At 58.8% G+C, this 21,403-nt stretch carries 28 protein-coding genes and 2 pseudogenes; 9 read left to right on the top strand and 21 right to left on the bottom strand.

What is annotated here, in order from left to right:
• Window positions 1-251: 251 nt before the first annotated feature.
• The 4 genes from NKH02_RS24370 to NKH02_RS24385 form a co-directional block, all read right to left on the bottom strand.
• A complete protein-coding gene (locus tag NKH02_RS24370) occupies window positions 252-1,688 on the bottom strand; it encodes an aminotransferase (RefSeq protein WP_352882111.1) in 1,437 nt (478 codons plus the stop codon).
• Window positions 1,689-1,779: 91 nt separating this feature from the next.
• Window positions 1,780-2,862, bottom strand: coding sequence for an ABC transporter ATP-binding protein (locus NKH02_RS24375; protein WP_352882113.1), 1,083 nt, complete (start codon window positions 2,860-2,862; stop codon window positions 1,780-1,782).
• 13 nt (window positions 2,863-2,875) lie between these two features.
• A complete protein-coding gene (locus tag NKH02_RS24380; protein WP_352882115.1) occupies window positions 2,876-3,700 on the bottom strand; it encodes an ABC transporter permease in 825 nt (274 codons plus the stop codon).
• 8 nt (window positions 3,701-3,708) lie between these two features.
• Window positions 3,709-5,061 carry an ABC transporter permease gene (locus NKH02_RS24385; RefSeq protein ID WP_352882117.1) on the bottom strand — a complete coding sequence of 451 codons (1,353 nt, stop codon included), beginning with the start codon at window positions 5,059-5,061 and terminating at the stop codon, window positions 3,709-3,711.
• Here NKH02_RS24385 and NKH02_RS24390 point away from each other — a divergent pair.
• Complete coding sequence (locus tag NKH02_RS24390; protein WP_352882119.1) at window positions 5,051-5,179, top strand: hypothetical protein; 129 nt, start codon at window positions 5,051-5,053, stop codon at window positions 5,177-5,179. The genes NKH02_RS24385 and NKH02_RS24390 overlap by 11 nt on opposite strands.
• A gap of 67 nt (window positions 5,180-5,246) precedes the next feature.
• Here the strand turns inward: NKH02_RS24390 and NKH02_RS24395 are convergent, their stop codons facing one another.
• From NKH02_RS24395 to NKH02_RS24405, 3 genes are all read right to left on the bottom strand, one after another.
• Window positions 5,247-6,452, bottom strand: coding sequence for an ABC transporter substrate-binding protein (locus NKH02_RS24395; protein WP_352882120.1), 1,206 nt, complete (start codon window positions 6,450-6,452; stop codon window positions 5,247-5,249).
• Window positions 6,453-6,631: 179 nt separating this feature from the next.
• Complete coding sequence (locus NKH02_RS24400; protein ID WP_352882121.1) at window positions 6,632-7,495, bottom strand: class I SAM-dependent methyltransferase; 864 nt, start codon at window positions 7,493-7,495, stop codon at window positions 6,632-6,634.
• A 35-nt stretch (window positions 7,496-7,530) separates the two neighbouring features.
• Entirely contained in the window at window positions 7,531-8,181 is a 651-nt protein-coding gene (locus tag NKH02_RS24405; RefSeq protein WP_352882123.1) for a TetR/AcrR family transcriptional regulator, read from the bottom strand.
• Between the two features lie 286 nt (window positions 8,182-8,467).
• Here NKH02_RS24405 and NKH02_RS24410 point away from each other — a divergent pair, with 286 nt between their 5' ends.
• The 6 genes and pseudogenes from NKH02_RS24410 (at window position 8,468) to NKH02_RS24435 (ending at window position 12,220) form a co-directional block, all read left to right on the top strand.
• Window positions 8,468-9,361: an NAD(P)/FAD-dependent oxidoreductase gene (locus NKH02_RS24410; RefSeq protein ID WP_352882125.1), complete on the top strand. Its 894-nt coding sequence runs from the start codon at window positions 8,468-8,470 to the stop codon at window positions 9,359-9,361.
• Window positions 9,362-9,383: 22 nt separating this feature from the next.
• A pseudogene (locus NKH02_RS24415) lies at window positions 9,384-9,858 on the top strand (methyltransferase family protein).
• A gap of 67 nt (window positions 9,859-9,925) precedes the next feature.
• The gene (locus tag NKH02_RS24420) at window positions 9,926-10,537 is read left to right on the top strand and encodes a glutathione S-transferase (RefSeq protein WP_352882127.1); all 612 of its coding nucleotides are present in this window, start codon (window positions 9,926-9,928) and stop codon (window positions 10,535-10,537) included.
• Window positions 10,477-10,811: pseudogene (locus NKH02_RS24425) on the top strand (uracil-DNA glycosylase family protein); the annotation flags it as partial. The gene NKH02_RS24420 and the pseudogene NKH02_RS24425, both read left to right, overlap by 61 nt.
• A gap of 14 nt (window positions 10,812-10,825) precedes the next feature.
• On the top strand, window positions 10,826-11,167 hold the full coding sequence (locus NKH02_RS24430) for a Rossmann-fold NAD(P)-binding domain-containing protein (protein ID WP_352882130.1): 342 nt from the start codon (window positions 10,826-10,828) through the stop codon (window positions 11,165-11,167).
• A gap of 330 nt (window positions 11,168-11,497) precedes the next feature.
• Window positions 11,498-12,220 (top strand): hypothetical protein, encoded by a 723-nt coding sequence (locus NKH02_RS24435; RefSeq protein ID WP_352882132.1) that lies wholly within the window; start codon window positions 11,498-11,500, stop codon window positions 12,218-12,220.
• 97 nt (window positions 12,221-12,317) lie between these two features.
• Here NKH02_RS24435 and NKH02_RS24440 read toward each other — a convergent pair whose 3' ends face one another.
• The 3 genes from NKH02_RS24440 to NKH02_RS24450 all read right to left on the bottom strand — a co-directional run bounded on the left by NKH02_RS24440 (window position 12,318) and on the right by NKH02_RS24450 (window position 14,023).
• A complete protein-coding gene (locus NKH02_RS24440; protein ID WP_352882134.1) occupies window positions 12,318-12,674 on the bottom strand; it encodes a hypothetical protein in 357 nt (118 codons plus the stop codon).
• A 169-nt stretch (window positions 12,675-12,843) separates the two neighbouring features.
• Window positions 12,844-13,260: a hypothetical protein gene (locus NKH02_RS24445; RefSeq protein WP_352882136.1), complete on the bottom strand. Its 417-nt coding sequence runs from the start codon at window positions 13,258-13,260 to the stop codon at window positions 12,844-12,846.
• Between the two features lie 394 nt (window positions 13,261-13,654).
• On the bottom strand, window positions 13,655-14,023 hold the full coding sequence (locus NKH02_RS24450; protein ID WP_352882138.1) for a hypothetical protein: 369 nt from the start codon (window positions 14,021-14,023) through the stop codon (window positions 13,655-13,657).
• 65 nt (window positions 14,024-14,088) lie between these two features.
• Here NKH02_RS24450 and NKH02_RS24455 point away from each other — a divergent pair, with 65 nt between their 5' ends.
• The gene (locus NKH02_RS24455; protein ID WP_352882140.1) at window positions 14,089-14,382 is read left to right on the top strand and encodes a ribbon-helix-helix domain-containing protein; all 294 of its coding nucleotides are present in this window, start codon (window positions 14,089-14,091) and stop codon (window positions 14,380-14,382) included.
• Window positions 14,383-14,397: 15 nt separating this feature from the next.
• Here NKH02_RS24455 and NKH02_RS24460 read toward each other — a convergent pair whose 3' ends face one another.
• From NKH02_RS24460 to NKH02_RS24495, 9 genes are all read right to left on the bottom strand, one after another.
• On the bottom strand, window positions 14,398-14,871 hold the full coding sequence (locus tag NKH02_RS24460) for a YidB family protein (RefSeq protein ID WP_352882142.1): 474 nt from the start codon (window positions 14,869-14,871) through the stop codon (window positions 14,398-14,400).
• A 123-nt stretch (window positions 14,872-14,994) separates the two neighbouring features.
• A complete protein-coding gene (locus tag NKH02_RS24465; RefSeq protein ID WP_352882143.1) occupies window positions 14,995-15,216 on the bottom strand; it encodes a DUF768 domain-containing protein in 222 nt (73 codons plus the stop codon).
• Window positions 15,213-16,148, bottom strand: a complete 936-nt coding sequence (locus tag NKH02_RS24470; RefSeq protein WP_352882146.1) for an ATP-dependent DNA ligase — start codon at window positions 16,146-16,148, stop codon at window positions 15,213-15,215. Before NKH02_RS24470 ends, NKH02_RS24465 begins: the two co-directional genes overlap by 4 nt.
• Window positions 16,149-16,492: 344 nt before the next feature.
• Window positions 16,493-17,317, bottom strand: coding sequence for a hypothetical protein (locus NKH02_RS24475; RefSeq protein ID WP_352882149.1), 825 nt, complete (start codon window positions 17,315-17,317; stop codon window positions 16,493-16,495).
• Window positions 17,301-18,086: a HipA family kinase gene (locus NKH02_RS24480; protein WP_352882152.1), complete on the bottom strand. Its 786-nt coding sequence runs from the start codon at window positions 18,084-18,086 to the stop codon at window positions 17,301-17,303. The genes NKH02_RS24475 and NKH02_RS24480 overlap by 17 nt, the downstream gene beginning before the upstream one ends.
• A 171-nt stretch (window positions 18,087-18,257) precedes the next feature.
• Entirely contained in the window at window positions 18,258-18,491 is a 234-nt protein-coding gene (locus NKH02_RS34570) for a hypothetical protein (RefSeq protein ID WP_502913859.1), read from the bottom strand.
• A gap of 8 nt (window positions 18,492-18,499) precedes the next feature.
• Complete coding sequence (locus tag NKH02_RS24485; RefSeq protein WP_352882155.1) at window positions 18,500-18,691, bottom strand: hypothetical protein; 192 nt, start codon at window positions 18,689-18,691, stop codon at window positions 18,500-18,502.
• 154 nt (window positions 18,692-18,845) lie between these two features.
• The gene (locus NKH02_RS24490) at window positions 18,846-19,265 is read right to left on the bottom strand and encodes a hypothetical protein (RefSeq protein ID WP_352882158.1); all 420 of its coding nucleotides are present in this window, start codon (window positions 19,263-19,265) and stop codon (window positions 18,846-18,848) included.
• Between the two features lie 50 nt (window positions 19,266-19,315).
• Complete coding sequence (locus tag NKH02_RS24495; RefSeq protein WP_352882160.1) at window positions 19,316-19,936, bottom strand: MerR family transcriptional regulator; 621 nt, start codon at window positions 19,934-19,936, stop codon at window positions 19,316-19,318.
• Window positions 19,937-20,375: 439 nt separating this feature from the next.
• Here NKH02_RS24495 and NKH02_RS24500 point away from each other — a divergent pair, with 439 nt between their 5' ends.
• On the top strand, window positions 20,376-20,567 hold the full coding sequence (locus NKH02_RS24500; protein ID WP_352882163.1) for a hypothetical protein: 192 nt from the start codon (window positions 20,376-20,378) through the stop codon (window positions 20,565-20,567).
• A gap of 164 nt (window positions 20,568-20,731) precedes the next feature.
• On the opposite strand, the gene NKH02_RS24505 is transcribed toward NKH02_RS24500, so the two are convergent.
• Both NKH02_RS24505 and NKH02_RS24510 read right to left on the bottom strand, forming a co-directional pair.
• Window positions 20,732-20,908: a hypothetical protein gene (locus tag NKH02_RS24505; RefSeq protein WP_352882165.1), complete on the bottom strand. Its 177-nt coding sequence runs from the start codon at window positions 20,906-20,908 to the stop codon at window positions 20,732-20,734.
• A 124-nt stretch (window positions 20,909-21,032) separates the two neighbouring features.
• Window positions 21,033-21,403, bottom strand: a 371-nt coding sequence (locus NKH02_RS24510; RefSeq protein ID WP_352882168.1) for a transposase, incomplete at its 5' end; no start/stop codon positions are given.

Here is a 21,403-nt window from a genome sequence, read left to right on the forward strand (position 1 = left end):
CGAGTTCCTCGCAGCGGCTTGCGCGTGGCGGATGCACGGCATGGATGGGCGCCAAGCTAAAATCGCGCAGCCTAACGATTTCTCCCCGGCCACGCGCAGTCACCGCTTCAAGGATCGCTGTCGCCCTTTCGGGTTTTGGGCACTTCCGACACAGGCACAATACGGCTTTCCAACGGCTCGACACGACCCGTGTGCCCCAAGTGAGCGTCTGAATGGACAATCTGCATCTTACAATCTCGAACCCATCACTCTCAGGTGATCCGACGGTCACCCGATGCAATGAGCTGATCTTGCGTAACAACAATCGCTTCCCGCATGAGCCGCGCAAACTCGTCGATTTGGCTGTGGCTAAGCACCAAGGGGGGCGAGATGATGTTCATGCTTCCCAGGGGTCTGACGATGAGGCCAAGTTGTCCGGCATTCCTGGCGATGAGATCGCCTACTCCAACAGAAGAACTGAACGGCTCCTTTGTGGACCGATCTTGCACGCTCTCGATGCAGATCATGAAATGGCTGCCTCTGATATCACCAACCATGGGCAGGTCTGCGAGCTCGCGCATCTTCTTTTCAAAGTATAAGCCCTCGCTGCGTACGTGAGTGCAGATGTCTTCCCTTTCCATCAAAGCGATATTCGCAAGGGCGGCCGCGCACGCGGCCGGATGGCCCGTGTAGGTATAGCCGTTCACGAAAGGTGCCTGAGGCTCCGCTTCGACCAGCACCTTGTGGATGCTGTCCGAAAAAACGAACCCGCCAAGGGGCTGGTACCCGGACGTGATGCCCTTGGCAAATGTGATGATATCAGGCTCAATACCGAACATGTCTTTCGATGCGAAGAAATGCCCGAGCCGGCCGAAGGCGGTGATCACCTCGTCGGCAACGTAGAGGATGTCGTATTCCTTGCAGAGCTGCCAAGTTCTGAAATTGTAGCCATCCGGAGGTACGATTACACCTCCCGATCCCAGGATCGGCTCGGCAAACAATGCGGCGACATTCTCGGGGCCCAATTCCAAAATCGTCGCACGCAACTCGTCGACGAGGAAATCGCAAAACTCGGACTCGCTCATTCCGTCGGGACGGCGGTACGGATTGGGGCATGAGACCTGCCGGATGATGTCAGTTACGTACCGCAGGTGCGGACTGCGCTCGCGCGGGTTGCCCCCCATCGATGCCGTCATGATGGTGCTGCCGTGGTAGGCTCGCAGGCGCGTGATTATGAATCGCTTATCGGGTTTCCGACGAACGCTCTGATAGAACTGGACCAGCCTGACGGCAGAATCGTTCGCGGTCGAGCCGCCGCAGGTGAAGAAAACGTGATTGAGCTCGCCCGGTGCCAGGGATGCTATCTTTTCCGCAAGGCGCACTGCCGGCACATTCGCCAACCCATCGGTGGGATTGTAATAAGGTAGGCGTCGCATCTGCTCGGCCACCGCATCGCAGATCTCATCGCGACCATACCCCATATTCACGCACCAGAGCCCGCCCATGCCGTCCAGATAGCGCCGGCCTGCGGCATCGAACACGTACGCGCCCTCCCCGCCGGTTACCACCAGGGATTCGGTTTGCGCGGCAGAGCGAAAGGACGGCCAAGCATGCGTATAATGATCCCGGTCTGCCCGCGAAACTTCGGCCGTTTCCTCGTCATTGAGCGCGAATCTGTTGTGCGAACGAACGACTGTATCAATCTGCATTTGACTATTCCGTGTATTGAATTTTGCGCACTTGTCTGCCGCGGGTGCGTCCCAGGCGGCAGGTCGGTCGCGCCAAATACCTAAGCAGGGCCTAGAGGGCCCTGCAGTCCTCGGGCTTCCACCCGAAACGCACACGATCGCCGATAGAAAGGTTGGCTGCCCGTCTGTGCGTCAGTTTGATCGAGAGATCGTCGATCCCGCCGAAACCTAGAATGACGCGCACGTGATCTCCGAGATAGACGATCTCGCGCACCTTGCTTTCGTAGCTGTTCGCCAGATCATGCGCATCGGGACCCACGACGATCATTTCGGGCCGCACGGACAAAACGCGAGCCTCTCCTGCCTCAGCTTTGCGAGGCGAGTTTGCCAGCACGATTGCGCCGTCCTTCAGGACAAGCTGGCACTGGTCTCCGCTCACCTGCTTTACGATAGCCTCAACACGGTTGTTCTCGCCGATGAACTGGGCGACGAAATCCGTTTCCGGATTTTGATAGATTTCCGCTGGCGCCGCGATCTGCTGAATACGGCCTTCATTGAAGACGGCGATGCGGTCAGACATGACCAAGGCTTCGGTCTGATCGTGGGTTACATAGACCACCGTTACCCCGATACGGTCATGCAGATGCTTGATTTCAAGCTGCATATGGTCCCGCAGCTGTTTGTCCAGCGCGCCAAGTGGTTCGTCCATCAGCACGAGCTCGGGCTCGAACACAAGCGCTCGTGCCAAGGCAACCCGTTGCTGTTGGCCACCAGAAAGCTGACCCGGGCGCCGGTCCGCGAAAGAGCCGAGCTTCACCATGTCGAGCGCGGTTCGGATACGCGTCGTCTGCTCGGCTTTTCCCATGCCGCGCGCCTGCAACGGGAAAGCAAGGTTCTCCCCCACGGTCATATGGGGGAACAGCGAGTAGTTCTGAAACACCATACCCACGCCGCGTTTGTGCGGCGGAATGCCATTCATCGAACGCCCCTGAAGCCTTATTTCACCGCTCGTCGGCTCCTCGAACCCTGCCAGCATCATCAGCGTCGTGGTCTTGCCGGAACCGGAGGGGCCGAGAAGTGTCAGAAATTCGCCATTGGCAACGTTCAGGTTAAGCGATTTCACCACCATGGTGGTGCTGTCGTATGCCTTCTGCACATCGATAAATTGAAGGAAGGGATCGAATTGGCTGCTCATCTGTGTGTCCTCACTATGCGCTGCCAAGAAGCCGTTCGTTTCGCCTGCGGAGATATTCCGTCGCGAAGAGAAGGCCGAGCGTGATGATGAAAAGGATCGTGGAGGCTGCGATCACGACAGGGCTAAGCTGTTCGTTTACACCCGCCCAGAGCCTGCGCGGAACCGTATGCTGTTCCGGATAGGCCAGGAAAAGCGTAACGATGATCTCGTCCCACGAGACCACAAATGCGAAGACTGCGCCTGATGCTACGCCCGGCGCGATCAGCGGCAAGACGACTTTGCGGAAGACCGAAAGCGGTGTCGCGCCAAGGCTGACCCCGGCCCTGTAAAGATTGTTGTCAAAGCCGCTGAGCGCGGCTGTGACCGTGATGACGACATAGGGGACCCCGAGCAGCGCGTGGGCGATGATGAGGCCGGTGTAGGTTCCGACCAGGGACAATCGCGCAAAAAAGTAGACAGAGCCGGTGGCGAACACGACCACTGGAACAACCAGGGGAGACAGCAGCAAGCCCTGAACCAGGCCGCGGAAAGGCACATCCTCGCGATTGAGGCCGAAGCTCGCCATCGTGCCCAACACCGTGGCCACGACACACGCGCACAAGCCGATAAACAGGCTGTTGGCGAACGCCGCATGCCATGCGACGCCGTTGGCACTGCTGCCAAATATTTCGGCATACCACCTTAGTGAATAGCCGGGCATTGGGTAGGTGAAATAAGGCTCCAGATTGAACGAGAGTGGGATCGCGACCAACAGCGGAACGATCAGGAACAACAACACCAGCAGACTGACGGCGGCCACTGCCAGATTGGATACCTTTTCCTGGGAGGTGTTTACCATTTCGTTCCTCAACGCGTGAAGGCTGTTGACGAAAACCGTCTAAGAACAAAGAGCGTGACGATGACGATGACGACCAGAATGATGCTCAATGCCGCGGCCATACCCCAGTTCAATTCTCGGCTGATGGCGGCAGCAATGAAATAGCTGAGCATTTGGTCGCGCGGTCCACCAACAAGCGCCGGCGTCACATAGAAGCCAAGCCCCATTATGAAAACGAGGAGAGCGCCTGCCGCCACTCCGGGGAAAACCAGGGGCAGATAGATTTTGAAAAAGACACGCATTGGCGCCGCGCCTAGGGATGCGGCGGCACGGGTATAGGAGGTTGGAACCGACTTCATAACGCTATAGAGCGGCAGGACCATGAATGGCAGACAGATGTGGACCATCGCCACGTACACGCCGAACCGGTTGTGGATCAAGGGAAGACGCGTAGCCGAAAGGCCAAGTTTCACTATGACGTCATTGAGAAGACCCTCGCCCTGGAGAAGGACAACCCACGCCGTGGTTCGAACCAGAATCGACGTCCACAGCGGCACCAGGACCAGGAACATGAATAGGTTGGCTCGGCTCGGAGGCTGAGTGCTGATAAACCGTGCGACGGGAAAGCCAAGCGCAATCGAAATCAGCGTGACGATGGCACTGACAAAGAACGTCCTTCCAATCAGAGTGAGGTAGATCTGGCGGTCTGGAGATGCCCATTCGATGGAGCCGTCGTCAGCCGTGCGCAAATCCAACGCCGCCAGAACATAGAGGGGAGTAACCGCCCACGTGCCCCGCTTCACAGCAGCCCAATAGCGCGTCTCCTCCCAGCGGGGGTCAATGGCTATGAGTTGCTGCTTCGGCGTTCCAAGGCTTGCGCGTGCTTGAGAACTGTCTTCCGCGGCAGCGTTGCCGAAGATGGAAAACCCGTCGGGTACGCTCTCCTCTTGTGCTGGCTTGGACGTCGCATCTGCCGCCTGGCGCAACCCGGTCGCCGTGGACAATATCAGCGAGCGGAAGCCGATGACATCGAAGTTCAGGCGTGCAGCAGCGATCGTAACTGCTTCCGGCCTCGAGCTGTCACGCAGGTCTTGGGCCAGTGCTTCAAATACCTGCTCAGACGGGGTGCCAATGCCGTCCCAACCTTGAATGGCTTGCGACGTCAATGGAAAGCCCGTCCTCACCTCGTCGTTGTGAAAAGCCAATGCCATGAAGGACACGATCGGGAATATGAAAAAGACGAGAACAAAGGCCAATAACGGGCCGAACAGCGCAAGAGACACTAACCTGCGCTTTCGGCCCGACTTTTTCACCGCGCGATGAAGCTGTGCGGGCTGCAAAACCTGCTCGGCCTCCGCGGGATGAAATGAGGTGACTGACATCGGATCAATCCTCGGCTTTCGCGGCTCAATGATTGCTTCTCGGCGCAACACCATGTGGCGCTACGGCGCCAATAAACTGCTGGAAGCGTCGCCGACAACCGGCGAGACACCCGAGTGAGGCGGCAATCTCGTGTCAAATCAAAAAGGGCCAGGCCCGTTCAGAGGACAGTGGCCCTGGAAGATGGCTATTTCTGGAGCCAATTGGTCAGCCGAACAGTAAGGTCTTCCTGGTTGTCGGCATAGAACTCGGAGTCGAACGCGAAGGCGTTTTTGCTGTTTTTCGGGCTGGTCGGCAAGCTGTCGACATACTCATTGCCGACAAGGGGGATGGCAGCCTTTAGAACAGGCCCGAATGGCGCCACTTCGCTCAGCTTGGCGGCGTTCTTCGGTTCCGTGATGAACTTGAGGAACTTCGAGGCGTTCGCAGCGTCCGGAGAACCCTTGGGCATGATGAACCAGTCGTAGTCAAGCCCGGGATAGTCCCAGACTATCTGCAGGTTCTTGCCTTCTTTCTGAGCCGCGACGATCCGGTTGCCCCAGACAGTCGACATTGTCACTTCGCCATCGGCCAGAAGCTGTGGCGGTTGCGAGCCCGATTCCCACCAGACGACCTGGTCCTTGATCGTATCCAGCTTTTTAAAGGCGCGATCGATCCCTTCATGCGTGCGCATGACCTTGTAAAGATCTTTGAGGGTGACCCCGTCCGCCAGGAGCGCTAGCTCGATTGCATAGACCGGGTCGCGACGGATCCCGCGCTTGCCGGGATATTTCTTGAGATCGAAGAAGTCCTTGATCGACGCTGGAGGATTATCCTTCAGCTTATCTGCGTTGTAGGCGATATTGGTCGAAAACGTTGCATAGGCCAGACCGCAGGGCTGGAATGCCCCGGGAAGATAGTCCTTGGCGGTTCCGACCAATGCGGGATCGAATTTTTCCAGAATACCCTGTTCGCAGCCGCGCTTGACGAGCGCTGTCTCTGCTCTGACGAGGGACCATTTGTAGGATTTCGTCTGCACCTGACTAAGGATCGTCGACAGGTCTCCCTGCCAAACGTCGTCGACGACCTTGATGCCGGAGTCCTTGGTGAACGGCTCGAAGAACGCTGCTCTGTCAGCGGCTTGAGATGCGCCGCCCCATTCCGCAACCGTGATGCTGTCAGCGGCGGCCGCCTGAAACGCCTGACCGGCCAGCGCGATCGCAGCGACGAAACCCAATTTCAACTTGTACGACATTTTATGTTCCCATTGGTTGTTGTTGTTGGGAAAACAATCTGCGCAAGTTCGGGTACATTCAATCGGATTTGGGCGAACCTTGGTTCGGATGTCGTCGGGCGGAACCAGGCTGTCAGCATCCGAGCGCGAGCCTCCGCCATAGATCAAGGCAAGCGCCAAAAGACGACGCGCCTGCGCCGCCGCATGCTTGCTCTTGCGGCCAAACGCCGAAGACCTTCCGCGTCAAAATCCGCCCGTAATGAAATCGCTGCTCCCATCGCAAACCTCCCGTTTGCAACGATTCATCGTCATTTGGGAAGCTCAAGTGTCTCACTCAGCAAAGGGCGTATTAATCCCTATCAACTTGCCGGATTGCGCGCGGTGACGATCCACGCCGCGCCGTCGATCATCACCGACCGCTCACCGAGGCAGCCCGCGAAGGCGGCACGAACCGCAGCCGAGGTGCGGGCGCGGATATCGTCGGGCTGATCAGCGAGAGAGCGCGCCAGCGGGCCGACCTCGAGTGTCATCTTCACCGCGTCGTCGAGCGCCGCGTCCCGCGTCTCCCCCTTGCCGAACGGGATGGAGGCATCGAAGGGCGCGATAGCGACATCGGTGAAGCCAGCCACCGCTAGAATACGCGCCACCCGCCCCTGGTCGCCAAACGAGAACGGGCCGGGCGCTTCGGGACCGGGCGGCGTCATCGGCGGAAGGATGCCCTTCATCGCGCCCATCGGCAAGCGCACCCAATCGTTCTCGGCCATGCCGCGCCAGCAGACGAAAGCGACCCGCGCGCCCGGCTTGAGCGCACGGCGCATATGAGTGAAGGCCGCCGTAGGATCGTCAAAGAACATCACTCCGAAGCGCGAGAACAGGATGTCGAACGCGCCCTCGGGCAATTCGGTGCTGCTGGCGTCGGCCACCTGGAACACGGCCGGCGTATCCTGTGGCGCTAGCGCGCGCGCTCTGCCGATCAGCGGTTCGGATATGTCCACGCCCAGCACATGGCCCCCCGCGCCGACGCGGGCGGCCAGATCCAGACTAGTCGCTCCCGCGCCGCAGCCGACGTCCAGCACGCGTTCGCCTGTAACGGGCGCGGCGGCTTCGATCGCGGCCTGGCCGAACACCGCCATCATGGCATCGAGCCTGGCCTGGTAAGTGACCCAGCGCTCCCCGCTTTGGCCTTTCCAGTCGGCTACCTGATAAACATTCTTCTCTGTCATGCCATATCCTTTGTTCCGGTCCGTTCTTACCCAGGCTATCCGCCCGCGTGGTCGTTCCCACCGTGCGCGGCGATGAACATGGCGACGGCCGACCGGCAATAGGATTCGATTTCGTTGTCGTCCGCTGCTCTCGCCTCATCGAAGCGTGCGATAATCAGGAGATCGGATCCTTTGAAAAGCGCGGCAAACAAGCGGGCGGACCGGAGAGAATCGGGCACGTTCAGAACCGCCTTCGCGTGCAACTGACGCAACAGGGCCTCGATTTGGGCGATGACATGGGCGGGGCCGGCTTCGTAATGGAGCTTGCTTAACGACTTTGGATTCGTCTGGTCGGCCATTACCATGGCTTCGACACTGCGGACGTCTGATCTCAACAGCGTGCGAAGCAGGGATGATCCCACAGCCATGAGCTGATCTTCGACCGAACCGTCGACGCCTTCAAGAAGGGCCGGTGGTGCAAACAACTGATGGCAGCCGGACGCGATGGCCGCGCTGAACAGCGCCTCCTTGTTCTCGAAGTGCCGATAGATGCTGAGCTTGGATATCTTCGCCCGCTGGGCGACCTTGTCCAATGTCGTCGCTTGAAAACCCAATTCCACAAAGAGTTCGGACGCAGCGTCGAGTATCGTTTGGCCAAGCGCCTCGTTGGCGGGCCGGCCGCGCCTGCCCTGGTTATTTTCGGTCACGGCAATTACAGTCCTTGACAGTATCTTAATTGTTGAATTACGATACCACGCAGTTTCAGAAATGCAAGCCAACGATTGGATTTTACCCTGTCCTCCAAATCAAGTTTCCCGAGGCCGCCCGGAGATATCGAATGCGGCATCGTCCGGCCGGTCAACACAGTGATGGGCGACTGTCTCGGCGATGCCGGAACTCTGCTCGCTGCCCGTCTCGAGCGCGTATCGTTGGACGCTATTTCGCGCCAGGCCCAGCCCACACCCCTCCAACCGCAACACGGAGCCCATCACTATGGATGACGTCATCATCATCGGCGGCGGCTTTGCCGGTCTCGCCGCCGCCCTGCAGCTCGGCCGTGCCCGCCGCAAGGTCACCGTTCTCGATACCGGCCTGCCGCGCAACCGCTTCGCCGGCCACTCGCATGGTCTGCTCGGCCACGATCACAAGCCACCGCTGGACATCCTGGCCGAAGCGCGGCAGCAGCTGGCGCGCTATCCCACGATCAGGCTGGTCAATGCCCGGGCCGACAGGGTCTCCGGCGCCATCGACGATTTCTCCGTCCTCACTGGCGATGGTGAAAGCCTTGGGGCGCGGCGACTGATCCTGAGCTATGGCGTTGCCGACCAGATGCCTGATGTCCCGGGCTTTGCCGAAGGCTGGGGCACGTCCATCGTGCCCTGCCCCTATTGCGACGGCTTTGAAGTCGCCGGCCAGCATTGGGGCCTCGTCTGGTCCGGCCCACAGTCGCACAATTATGTCAGGCTGTACCACGACTGGACCGACACGTTGACGGTCTTCGCCGATGGTCACGACATTGCACCCGATATCCGGGCCGATCTGGCGCGCCGCAACATACCTGTCGTTGATGGCCGGATCACCGAAATCGCCCGTCACGGGGGGCATAACGCCACCCTCAAGCTCGATACCGCCCCCGATGTCGCAGTCGATATCTTATTCGCGCATCCGCGCAACAAGCCGTCCGCAAGCCTGCATGAATCACTGGGACTTGCCACGGTCAATACGCCCCTCGGCATCGCCCTCAAGGCCGACGAGCGCCGCGAAACCAGCATACCCGGCATGTACGCCGCCGGCGATCTTGCAAACCCAGCCATGGCTTCGGTCACCACAGCAATATCGCACGGCGCGCTGGCGGGTATCTCGGCCCAGCAGTCGATGCTGGTTTGAGAGCACAGACTGGAGGATGAGCATGACCGTCGAACCGGACAGCGCGGGTGTGCGCTTCCCTCCGCCCTTCGTCTATCTAGGAGCGCTGCTGTTGGGGCTGGCGGCGGAGCGGTTCGTCGCCCTGCGCTCTTTCGGCATCGACTGGCGGTTGCTGGTCGCGACGGGCGCGCTGCTGTTCGTTGCCGGCGCGGCGATGATGCTTGCGGCAGCGGCGCTGTTCCGGCGGCTGGGCACCAACGTTCCCCCGTCGCAGCCAACGACGCTCATCGCAACGACCGGTCCCTATCGGTGGACCCGCAATCCCATGTATCTCGGAATGGCGCTTATCTATGCCGGCCTTGCGATCGGCTTCGACGGTCCGATCGCCTTCGCCTTGCTCCCGTTGGTGCTGGTCGCGATCCAGACGCAGGTGATCGCCCGCGAGGAGCGCTATCTCGAAGCGAAGTTCGGCGACGACTACCCGCCGCTACAAGGCCGAGGTTCGCCGATGGCTCTGACCATTCCGCCGCTGCCGCCTGCGGGACCCGAAACCAGCATTGGCTGGGAAGAAAAAGGGAGAATCGAATGAAACTCTACGACAGCGACCGGGCGCCCAATCCGCGGCGGGTTCGCGTTTTCCTTGCTGAGAAGGGGATCGCGGTTCCTTTGGTGTCGGTCGACATGGGCGCGCTTGAGCACAAGAGCCAGACGGTCAGCTCACGCAATCCGTTGCAACACCTGCCAGTGCTGGAGCTTGACGACGGCACCATCGTCACCGAATCCGTCGCCATCTGCCGCTATTTCGAGGAGTTGCACCCCGAGCCCGCCCTGTTCGGGCGTGGCGCGCTCGGCAAGGCGCAGGTCGAGATGTGGCAGAGGAGGATGGAGTTCAACCTGCTCAGTTCCGTCGCGCAGGCCTTTCGCCATATCCATCCGGCCATGAAGGAATTGGAAATTCCGCAGATCCCCGAATGGGGCGAGGCCAACAAACCGAAGGCGGTCGCATTCCTGAAAATCCTCGACGACGAGCTGGCGTGCCGGGAATTCGTCGCCGGCGACAGCTATTCGATTGCCGATATCACCGGTCTGATCGCGGTCGACTTCATGAATCCGGCGCGCATCAAGGTGCCGGATGAATACACCAATGTGTTGCGCTGGCATCAGGCGGTCTCCAGCCGGCCGAGTGCCGCCGCTTGAGCGTGGAACTGGACAGTTTTGCAGCGACGGTTCGGGCCTGCCGCATCTGCGTCGAAAATCCCGTCGGCAAACCGTTGCCGCATGAGCCGCGCCGGTGCTGCAGCCATCATCCAGCGCCCGCATCCTGATCGCCAGCCAGGCGCCGGGATCCAAGGTGCACCTGTCGGGCATGCCTTTCACCGATGCCTCGGGCGACCGCCTGCGCAGCCGGCTTGAGGTGACCAGCGACGAATTCTACGACATTGAGAAATCCGTCATCGTGCCGATGGGCTTCAGGCAGTCTCGGATTTGGCGAAAATCGCGACCGACGTGGACATCGTTGTCAACAACGCCGGCACCCTGGTGCCGGAGCCCCTGTTGACCGTTGGCTTCGACGGTGTCGCCGAGATGTTCGACGTCAACGTCTATGGCCGGCTTCGCGTCGCGAAGGCGTTCGCACCGATCCTGCCGACGCCTACTCCGCTGCAGGGGTCGCGGGGGGCAGCGGCAAGTCCCAGGACGAGGCCAAGCGACGCAAGGGCGACACCTTTCGATCGAAACATGCACTCCAATCTTGTGAATGGACCCTCAATTGCTCGTGACGCGCTGATCAGTCATCGCATCAATTCCTACGACGCTGGCCGATATTAGGCGCGAAGCTGCCGTTCGCGCCACGAAAAATCTTCGTCGGCTTCAGTCAGACTTTCGCGTTCCATACCGTTCTTGCAGCACCAAGACAGCTCCGTCACGCCCAACTTCGCAGAAAATACCGCAAGTCTTTTGAGTGGGGGAAAAGGCGGTAGCGCTCTCCCGCTACAAAAATTGTCCAAATAAAATCAGCGACTTAGATGCAAGCACAGGCATCCGGGTGGCTGATTTCATGTCGCGTCATGTTGCAAACCGCTACCGTTGATTTCCAAGGGTTTCCTGCGACTATCGGCAGGTCCGTGCGACATGGACGCGACATGGAGAGGTGTCCGAATGGACAAGATGGCGGCGTCGGAATGGGTCGCACTGATCTCTGGTTTTGGCGGCGCATTGCTGGGCGCAATCGTCGGCGGCGCAGTTTCTTGGCTTCTGGCGCGGCAAGCTGCGAATGAATCCCGCAGACGTGACGGCGAGCAGCGACTTGCGGCTGAAAAAGCGGCCGCAGTTCGGACATTGCTAAAGGTCCAGCAGATCACAAACGGGACGTTCACTGTCGCGCAAGTCGTTCGCGAGGGAGTGACAGACGCACAGGCTAAGGGTCTGGAGCTGTGGCAGGTTATGAAGCCACATGTGGGATCCAAAGCCGATGTGCAAATTCATGCCGAAGATTTAGCTCCGTTCCTAGACCATCTCGGCAGTCCGTTCGTGGACTCAATCACTCTTGCTGCGTTGCGCTATGAGGTGCTGGAGACAACGCTAAGCGATTACAGCGCTCGGCGGGCAAGGCTCGGTGAATTGCTGGCGCCGTTCACGGTTCTGGATATGGAGACCGGCGCTGGCACAACGGATGTGCCGGAAGATCAAATAGCTGCGGTGAAAACGCGGGTGTTCGAATTGAAAGACATACTGCGGCAACTGCAAGATTTCGCTGAACATGACCTCAACGCCAACCTCGCGCTTTGCGGTCAGATCACATCTTATGGCGCCGCCAAGTATGGCAATTTTCCGAAGTTGCAAGCTCCTTCCGCGGAACTATTCAAAAGCCAGCCACCGTGAGGCAGCGGGCTCGTCGCGCCCCTGCGTTGGAATTCTTATCGCCGTTTGGTTTGCCGGATCTTGGACTTTGTTTGGCATATCCAGCGCAGCCTGATGATCACTTATAGAACCAGCGATCCTGACTAGGCCCAGTAGTGTTGAGGGTGAGGCCCATCAGCAGACCTAATGCGGCGCCGAGAATGAAGGCGGTCGACACCGTACCCGGATTGTCTTGGACGGCACCGGAAACAGATTGAGCCCCAGTCCGGAGCGCCTGGGCTGTACGGCCAGCGCGATCGGCAGCGCTGTCATACCAGCCTGTGGCTTCCTCGATGGCCTCTTCGGCGCGCTCTGCCAGCGTCCGATTGATCTTGTTGATTTCCCGCTTCAGCTGAGCGACCTGCTTCTCCAAGGCTTCCTGAGCTTCGCGCTGCGTCGGTCTCGGTGTCGCGGCTTCGTTTTGGTCGGCGGCCATTTTCAACCTCCCTTGATTGTCATGCTCAACGGCTGGCCGCCGCGTAAGGTTCCTGTCAGCGAAAAAAGCCCGCCACCCTGAGGCAGCGGGCCATGCCTCCGGGGCTGGGGCCGTCCAAGCTCCCGTTGTTCTGTCCGGTGTGCTCATCTTGCGGCCCGCAGGTATTCCGCTACCGGGACCATTCCTGAGCGAAAGCCCAGCCGTATCCGCCGACGATCTTGCCCTTGCGCGTGCAGAGACAGGCCGCTCGAATATCCCTGTAAGAAGTTCCCATGTCCTCGGCCGCAGCAACGATCGTTCCGTAGGTTTTGCCATCCGAGCGGCGTACAGCGCGGTTGCTGCGCCTGTTGCGAGCCTGCTCTGTTTTTGTCGACCAGCGGCAATTTTCAGGACTATAAGGACCGTCATTATCGATCCGGTCGATGGACAAGCGCTCGTTTTTCGGAAGGTGCGAGCGATCCTCCCAACCATTGGCAAGTGCCCAATCGCGGAAAACGACAAGGTCATGCCATTCGGCGCAGACCTTGATCCCGCGCCCGCCATAGTGATGAAAGTCGGCGGCTCTCGCACCTTTTTCGTATGCCACGCCAGACGCGCCAAAGAGGCGTGCCCTTACCACCATGACGATACTGTGTCGCCGCCGCCCGTTCTCGTGCGAGACAGCCACAAGAGCGACTGTTGCCAGTCTTCAGACTGTTGTTCAGGACAAGGCGCTCATTGCCACACTCGCAACGACAAAGTTGCTGAGGCTTGTTGCGACGATCGTTCTCCACCTGCCCGATCACTGTAAACCGCCCAAATATGTCGCCTGGCTTTATGGTTGTCGACCTTCGCATCCTCCACCCTTTGTCCTGCGACGAGGCGTTCCGTCATCCCCTGAACCGCTCGGTATGCCAATGGATCTTGCCATCGATCTTCATTGGCTTGTGTATCATCAATCGCTTCGGCAGATGCTCAGGATGCACCTCAAGCAGCGTGATCTAGATCTGCGGCTTGCAGCGGCTGCAGTCGAACTTAAGTTTCAAAGGATCGACGCCGCCGCCATAGACCATCATCAGGTCGGCGGAACGGCAATAGCGGACGTTGCCGCAACTGCATTCCGCCTTCACAAGCATGTTGTGCCGGGTCGCCTTGCCCAGCGTGTCGATCGGATCGTGCGCCATGAGAACAGAAAAGGAACAAATTCTTTGAACGTCAAGGGCACCTGTGGAATCTTTCGGCATGAGCGACGAACCGACCGCCTCCCCGAAGCCGTGCCGCAGCGTGAGCGCGGCGCAAACCTCGGCCATGCGTGCGAGCACGCCCGCTGCGGCCGGAATGCCGGATGGGGCTTCGCCCGGCCGCGACAAGCCTCGCACTGGTTCTGTTTGAGCACCGCGCCGAGGGAGAGAGGTTCCTATAGCGGAAAGGATTGATGACACGCTTGACCATCGCCTGTGAGCTTGAGAACGCCTCCGATCAGATCGCCGTGATATCTCGCGCAGATCTTCAGGTGATGCTGCGACGGGCTGCGCTGATGTTGAGGAATGTCACTGGCGTCGTCCTGGAGCCGAATGTCGAAGAAGCTCTGGGTGGACTGGCGACCGAGATGGGGCTTTCAAAAGCCGATTTGATCCGGACGATTATCCGTGAATGGCTTGTGGCCAATGCCTATCTACCTGTGCCGCAAGCGCTCGACGAAGAGAGCGCCGTGGACGGCAATGCATGATCAATCGAAACGTGGCTACCGCTCGGGGGTGCGTGGCGGCAACTGATCGAGCAGTGTGATTTCACCGGTCTCTTGGGTCGGGTTTGCTGCCGGCAGTTCGCCGTCTGGCGTCAGCTTGTCGACTGCGTCGGGCAAATCTTTCGTGATCCTGGCTATAAGCTCATCGCGGGAGAGACCAGTCTGCATTGAAAGAGAAGTGAGGGTGTCCTCGTCTATTGCCGTCTCCACCTCCTTTGGTTCGATCGGCTGGTTGGGTCCGGTACTAACCCACGAATCTACTTTCGACCCCACTCCTGCATTTCTGAAGCGGTCGAGGATGTCCCCGAGCGCCGTCCCGGATACCCCCTTGGACAACTGATCCAAGAGCCCGCCTTGCGGGTTGTTTGGATCGCGGTTTCCTGCACCGCGTATCAGGTCTCCGATCTTGTCGCGATTTTGGTAAGCCAGAATGCCAAGCATCGCCACCGCCAGTTTTCCCAGATTTGCCATTTGGTTTCCTCCTCGGGTCAAAGGGACAAGGGAACGTCCCCGTAAAAGTTCCCTGCGACACTCGAAAGTCTGCAGAACGTAGGCTTTGAGAGCAAGAACGCGGGACGATCGCTCATTTTCATGTCAGTCGGCCAAGCCACCTTCGCGGTACTGCATTGCATCAAAGATGGCCTTGAAGACGCTGCCGACCTCCTCACTGATCTCGTCCGGGTGAATGCCATCCCGAGCGGCAGCCTTCATTGCCTGATCCGCCAAATCACTGATCGCGGCCGGATCGTCTGTCATCGCATTCGGCAGATGGTCTGCCATCCATTTGTCGAGGAAGTTGACGCCGCGTGTGCTCATATCAGCACAAGCTTAGGAAGTCCGATAAGTTCCGCAGCCCAGGATAGCCCGGTCTGGCGAGGCTCGTATGTCTGGCTCTCCTCTCGGAAATCCTGCAGTGATGCGTGACGCAAGTCTTCCTCGCCCCGTAGGTGCTTCACGCGGCCGATCAGCCCCGGCTTGACCCATTGCGTGGCCGGCCGCCTCATGCCCTTCGGCGGTGGCCCAGCATGGTCCTGGACGCGCTTCCAGAGCCGTTCGCGCAATTCCCGGTTCAATGTGATGAAGGCGCTGCCGACATAGCGCCCTGTGCCCCGCTCTGCCATCAGGGCGAAAGCCGGCTTGCCCACCTCGCTCTCGACGCCGAGGAGATCGAACTCGCCGACCGCATAGCATTTCGCCTTCAGCCAGTTGGTCGAGTTGCCGCTTCGGTATTTGCTGTCTCGGCGTTTCGAAACCATGCCTTCCAGTCCGGCCTGCTCGACTAGATGGAAAATGCCCTTGGCATCGCCCGGCAATGGCTGACTGAATTGGATGCGACCGCCTTCCGACATCATCTCGGCGAGGATCTCGCGGCGCTCCTCCAGCGGCATATCGCGCAGGTCATGGCCGTTGAGATGCAGCAGGTCGAAGGCGACGAAATAGAGGTCATGCTGGCGCCGCGTGATGGCCTTGCGCAGCGCTGCGAAATCGGACAGCCCCGCTTCGTTGGTGACGATGATCTCGCCGTCAATGATGGCATTCTGGACGTTCAGCCGTTTGGCGGCATCAACCAAGTCTCGATACTTCGCCGACCAATCGAGGCCGCGGCGTGTGAAGATGCGCACGCCGTCCTCATCCCTGACGATCTGGGAGCGATAGCCGTCGAATTTCACCTCGTGAAGCCAGCCATCGCCCTCGGGAGGCTTCTCCACCAGGGTCGGGATCAACGGCTCGATGAACTTCAAACGCATGAACGGACTCACAAAATCGCGATTCAAGCGGCGACCGCTGATTTAGTTCCGGAACAATTTTAGCCAAATTGGATGTCCGAAGGGTTGTGACGAAACTTTCTGACCTTGGCTCCCCGATCCCCGGCCACCGCCAACGGTGACCAGCCGGCAAAGAGATCGAGCATTTCCACCCGTGCTCGACCCTGCGGCCAGTAGATGGCGCGACCTCCGGCAAGTCTCTGGCAGGAGCAACCAGGACACAAACCGCTGGAGCTGTACGCGTGAAAAGCCCGCGCCATGCCCTTCACAGAGCGCGCAGGATTTAGAGTGGAGCTTGTCCATGCCCTTTAGGGCATTATCTTCGGTTAAGCATGTTTGTCGGTTTGAATATCCATATGAGAATTATATGCGTCGAAGAACATGCGCTTCAAACCTCGCCGGTCTGAAGGATCTTCCCAATTCACCACGTCGTCGGCGTATCGTTCTAACAGCGTGATGTTTTCCATGACCTCCCAACGCCTCGCCGGCGCAACAGCATACACTCCAATCTTATGTATCCTGGCGCCGTAGACTGCTTCTGCGCGATCCAAGATAACGGCCTTCAGAGCGGCTTGGGCCAGGTGAGGGTGAGCTGCTCTCAAATCCAGAACCGAGGCTACATGCAGCTTGGAATTCAACTGGGCAAAATCCGCCTCTAGCCCGATTTCCACTTTGTAGTTTTTGACCACCTTCCCACTGTTAAGGCCGTCGTCTTTAGACGCCAATATCTTCGCGGAACGCAGGTCTGAACTGATTTCTGAAACAATCGACGAATCGTCTCTCTTCCGCTCAGGGGCCGGTCGCGAGATACTAACTTTTACGATCTCTCTTACACGTGACTTGTATTGATCCTCGCTCGCAGCCTCAAACCATCCCCGCTTTGATAAAAGAATGTCGCCTTGGGCAGCGGATAGGTAGGTGAACCGTTCTTCCTTCGAGAGAGACGGATCGTCCACACTTCGCATCATGGTTGAATAGGAATCGATAAACGAATCCCATGATCTACCCGTAAGAGCGCGGATTTTTCTAGACTCGAAAACCTGTATATCCAGGCCGTCGTCTTTCAGAACAAGCAGTCCAATATTCACCCGCTCGCCCCTGCGAGCGTCTGGCGCGGCCTGAAGAATAGCATAACTATAAATACGATCCATTTTTTATGCCCTCCTCTACCTGGCTTAGCCGTTGGTCGCGTTCCACAGAATTCCACCACGTCAATATCCCATCCTTTTGCTGATTTGTCAACCAAATTGATGGATGTTCTAGTATTATTGCTTCTATGCTTGAGATTTTGATTGATCTTAACTTTTGACAGACGAGCGACGCTTCGTTGAATTGTATAAACTCTCCGAAAAGTCTGCGCAGAATTTTCAGCGCAATGACGGTGTTCGTCTGTTGCCCTAGAGGGAGCGGAGGCGGTGGCAGGCCGTTCCATATCCATGCCTGCGAATAATCAAAGGCCAAAATTGCATGGCCCGACCGCTGCTTCACCACTAGGTAGTTTGCGAGGTGGCGGTCGACATTGTGAACAAATAGGTCGAATGCCAGAATCCGGGAGAGTGTCGGGGCGAGAAGGGAAAAATCTATCTCCCCAGTCTTGGCGCGTGTCCACCATCCATTTTGATTATTGGTTCCCGTTTCGATGCCGCTCTCCCATCGTGACCCGAAACACTCCCGACCGTCGACGCGCACAATTCTGATCGCGGGAGATACAAGCCCTGCCAGCTCTCCAAGTCGGGTGCAAAACCATTCCTGGTGTGGCAAAGATGCGTTCCTATCGGAATTCTTGACGGCGTAATCTGAACCGTCGTCACATCGGCAGAAGTAAGCGCAGTCAACAGACCCACTGTCGTTAAGTTCGCACGATTTTGCCTCCACGCTTATCGCGCGCAGGTACGACTCTACTTCTGCTCTTTCCCCCATCTTGACGATGCCGCCCGCCTGGCTATTTCGCGCCGGCGTTCTGGCGACAAAGATTCCGCCCGAGCCGCGCCCCCTTCAGCCCAGGCACCGTATCACTGGTATCTCCAGTTGCAATATCCGCGACGGATTCGCCAACTTGTTCGGGTCGCGCGGGGCGCTTGGGGTGCTTGGTCATTCGATGGCATCCGGGTGCTTGGTGGCATGCCCGTCAAAATTATAGGTGAGCGGACAGCCAGCGTGAGCGCTGATATGCTCGACGTTCATTTTACCGCTCTTGAGAGGGTATATATAGATCGGACCCAAGCACCCCAAACAGCGCCGGGGCAGGTCATGGTAACCATGCGCCGCCGCTGCGCTCATGGTCGTCCACTGATCGTCGATCTTGACTTCGCATGTGGGAATCATGCGAGTTCCTAAACCTCATCGGGCGCGGGCAAGCCCGCGTCACGAAGATATCTTGCCAGTTTCTTGAACAGGTTGGGATGGTGGCGCTTGCTGTCGGGGTCCGCATTCACCGTCGAACGAAAGCCGCCGCCTGCGATGTGAATACGGTTGCTCTTTTCGCTGTACCAGACAGACACATTCAATTTCGTGCTTTTGGCCATACAAACCTCCCATGCCCTTCCGTCAATATAGGAGTTAGGGCGCGATTGCATATTGCATATCAACGGTCGGTTATCTTCAGGATTTTCTCCGCCAGTCGTGATGACGCGGCTGACCCCCATGGTGTTCAATGCTTCATGAGGTCACGGTTGAACCTCACCCTTCGTGACGGGCCGGGATTGTGGCTTTGCCGAAGCGCTCCTCGTTGTGGCGCTGAACCACCTTCGCCCATGGTCGGATGAACGGGAAACCTTGCCAAGCTCGGCATTCAGCCAGAGTCGGAATCCGCGCCAGGTTCGTGACCCCGATAAACCTTGGCTGATGCTGGGAGGCAGCTTGAGTTTCGGCCGCCCGCGCTCTTGCATGGGCTCTCATCCTTGCCTCCAATGCGGCATCCGCGCAGGCCGGCATGCTGTCGAGTTCGTGCAGGTTATCTTTCTGAATACTCGAAAGCTTCAGATACACGGGCTGCACCGCCGCATAGAAGGCGATGAGATCGACATGGCTGGTGAAGCCGGAGGCATCGCCGCGATCGACCGCAGCGCGCCAATGTGCGGGAAATGTGGAAGAGGTCATGTGTTTCTCCTTCAAAGGACGCCGCGTCGTCACGACGCTGCAGATTGGTTTCAAGGCTTGGCTCCCCAGCACGCCGACATTGAGCGGTCCGCCCAGTCAGCGCCGCCGGGCAGGCCTTCGACGTCATCGGAAGTCCACTGACCGCCTGATCCGTCGTTGCCGATTTTCTCGACGAATTCTTTCACGTCGGCGGACCAGGCCAGAACCGGCCGATCCGGCAACGGCAAGCGAAAGTCGTGAATGCGCGAGCGATTGATATCCTGGTGCACCGCACACGCTAGCGTCGCGGTAAGGTCTTCCACCGCGATCACCGCCCGGGCCTGGTCGAGTTCTGAGGCTCCCAAGACTTCCATCGCCTCCCGGATCAACGACGGCCATTCAGCTGTCATGACCGCCAGGCACGCTTTCACAGCCGGGTCGTATCCATCCGTGGATTTCGCCCTCCAACTTGATCGCCGACGCTCCGCCCGATCTGGTCGGCCGCCATGGCCGTTTTTGATGTTGGAGTTCTGGCGCCGCGCTGCGTCGGCAGCCTGCCGGTCGATCATACGCCGGCCATCAGCCAGAACGACCACAGGCAATGAACCGCGCTCGACAGCCCGGCTGATGGTTGACGGGTTAACGCCGATGGTGGCGGCAAATGCAGACATGGTGAGGAGAGCTGCGGACATCAGACTATTTTCAACAGCTCAAGATTGCGCGGGAATAGGGCTCTCGGGCTTGCGCCATAAGGAGCCGGCGGATTGCCAAGTTGGCGACTCCCTACTATTCGCGCGGTCGGTAGGTGGCGAGGAGGCCGCTCGCCTTCAGCCGGGAGATCGACACCATCCAGCGCGTGCCGTTGATCTACTTGCCGATGTCGAAGTCGCGGCACCAATCGAGCATGGTCTGCTTGGCGACGTGGAACCTATGGCTGGCCTCGCCGCTGGTGATCCAGTCATCTTCTGGCAAAGTCTGCCACACCATCCGGCTCGACTTCGCTCTGGACTGCCTTGGCTGCGGACAGCGCAGCCTCCAGATGGTGGATGAGGTTGGCGAGGCCCCTCATGCGGCGCCACCGGTTTCGCCCGACATCAGGGAACGATATCGCCCGCCACGAGTTGGGAACCCATGGATATCATGGAACCCCCCGGACGCATGGCGGCTGATACTGAACTCACCAATGCCTTGGAGCGCATCAACCGGACAGAGCTTGCGCTTGAACGCACGGAACAAATGCTGGCCGAGAATATCGCGCTGCGCAAAAGGATGCGATCTCTGGTCGAGGCCGCACGCTTGGTGAAGATCGAACAGCATCAATAGGGCAGCCCATCCCCTGTGGATCTTTCTTTTTCCAAAGCGGACAAGGTTTAAGTTCTTTTTCTGTTTTTGTTTTTGTTCAGGTCTATGTCTCAGGTCTATGTCTCGGTATCTGTCTCTGTCTCTGTGTGTGTACAGGACTGATGACAGGGCTGTGAGCAGGGGTGTCATGATGATCCACCCCCCATTCGCCGAGTTTGCAGAAGCCTCTCGTTAGGATTGACGCTAACGACGTTCGCAGGCGGATCAGCACCGAAGGTCCGCTTCGCCCATTCGGTCGCCATGAAATCGGCCTCGGCAGCTTCTCTGATTGCGTCGCTGTCGATGTGGTCGATGATCTTCATGGTACCCTTGGCGTGATCCTTGTTCGTCGGGATGTTGCCTTTGTGCTGAAACCATTTCTTGACGTAGGTATCCGCAGTCGCCGGATGGGACTGTCAGGAATCTTGTGCGTGAGGCCGGTTGTCGTCATTGGCTGACGAACCTTTCGCCGAAGACGACGGCGAATTGTGTTCTGGCCTCGAACCACTCGCGCGGGGCGCGTTTCCATTCCTCGGCGGCGTGGTTGAGAACCAGATATAGCAGTTTCATCGCCGCGTCGTCATTGGGAAAGTGACCGCGCGTTCGCACGGCCCGCCGCAGCTTTGAGTTCAGCGCCTCGATGGCGTTTGTCGTGTAGATGATGCGGCGCACGCTCTCGGGGAATGCGAAGAACGGCACGACATGGAGCCAGTTGCGCCGCCAGCTCTGAGCGATCGCCGGATAACGTTGGCCCCAGTAGCCAGCGTCGAAGGCATCGAGCGCGGCCAGGCCGGCTTCGGCGTCCTTGGCCCGGTATA

The organism is Mesorhizobium sp. M1396 (assembly GCF_040317725.1).
In the GTDB taxonomy this organism is placed as follows: domain Bacteria; phylum Pseudomonadota; class Alphaproteobacteria; order Rhizobiales; family Rhizobiaceae; genus Mesorhizobium.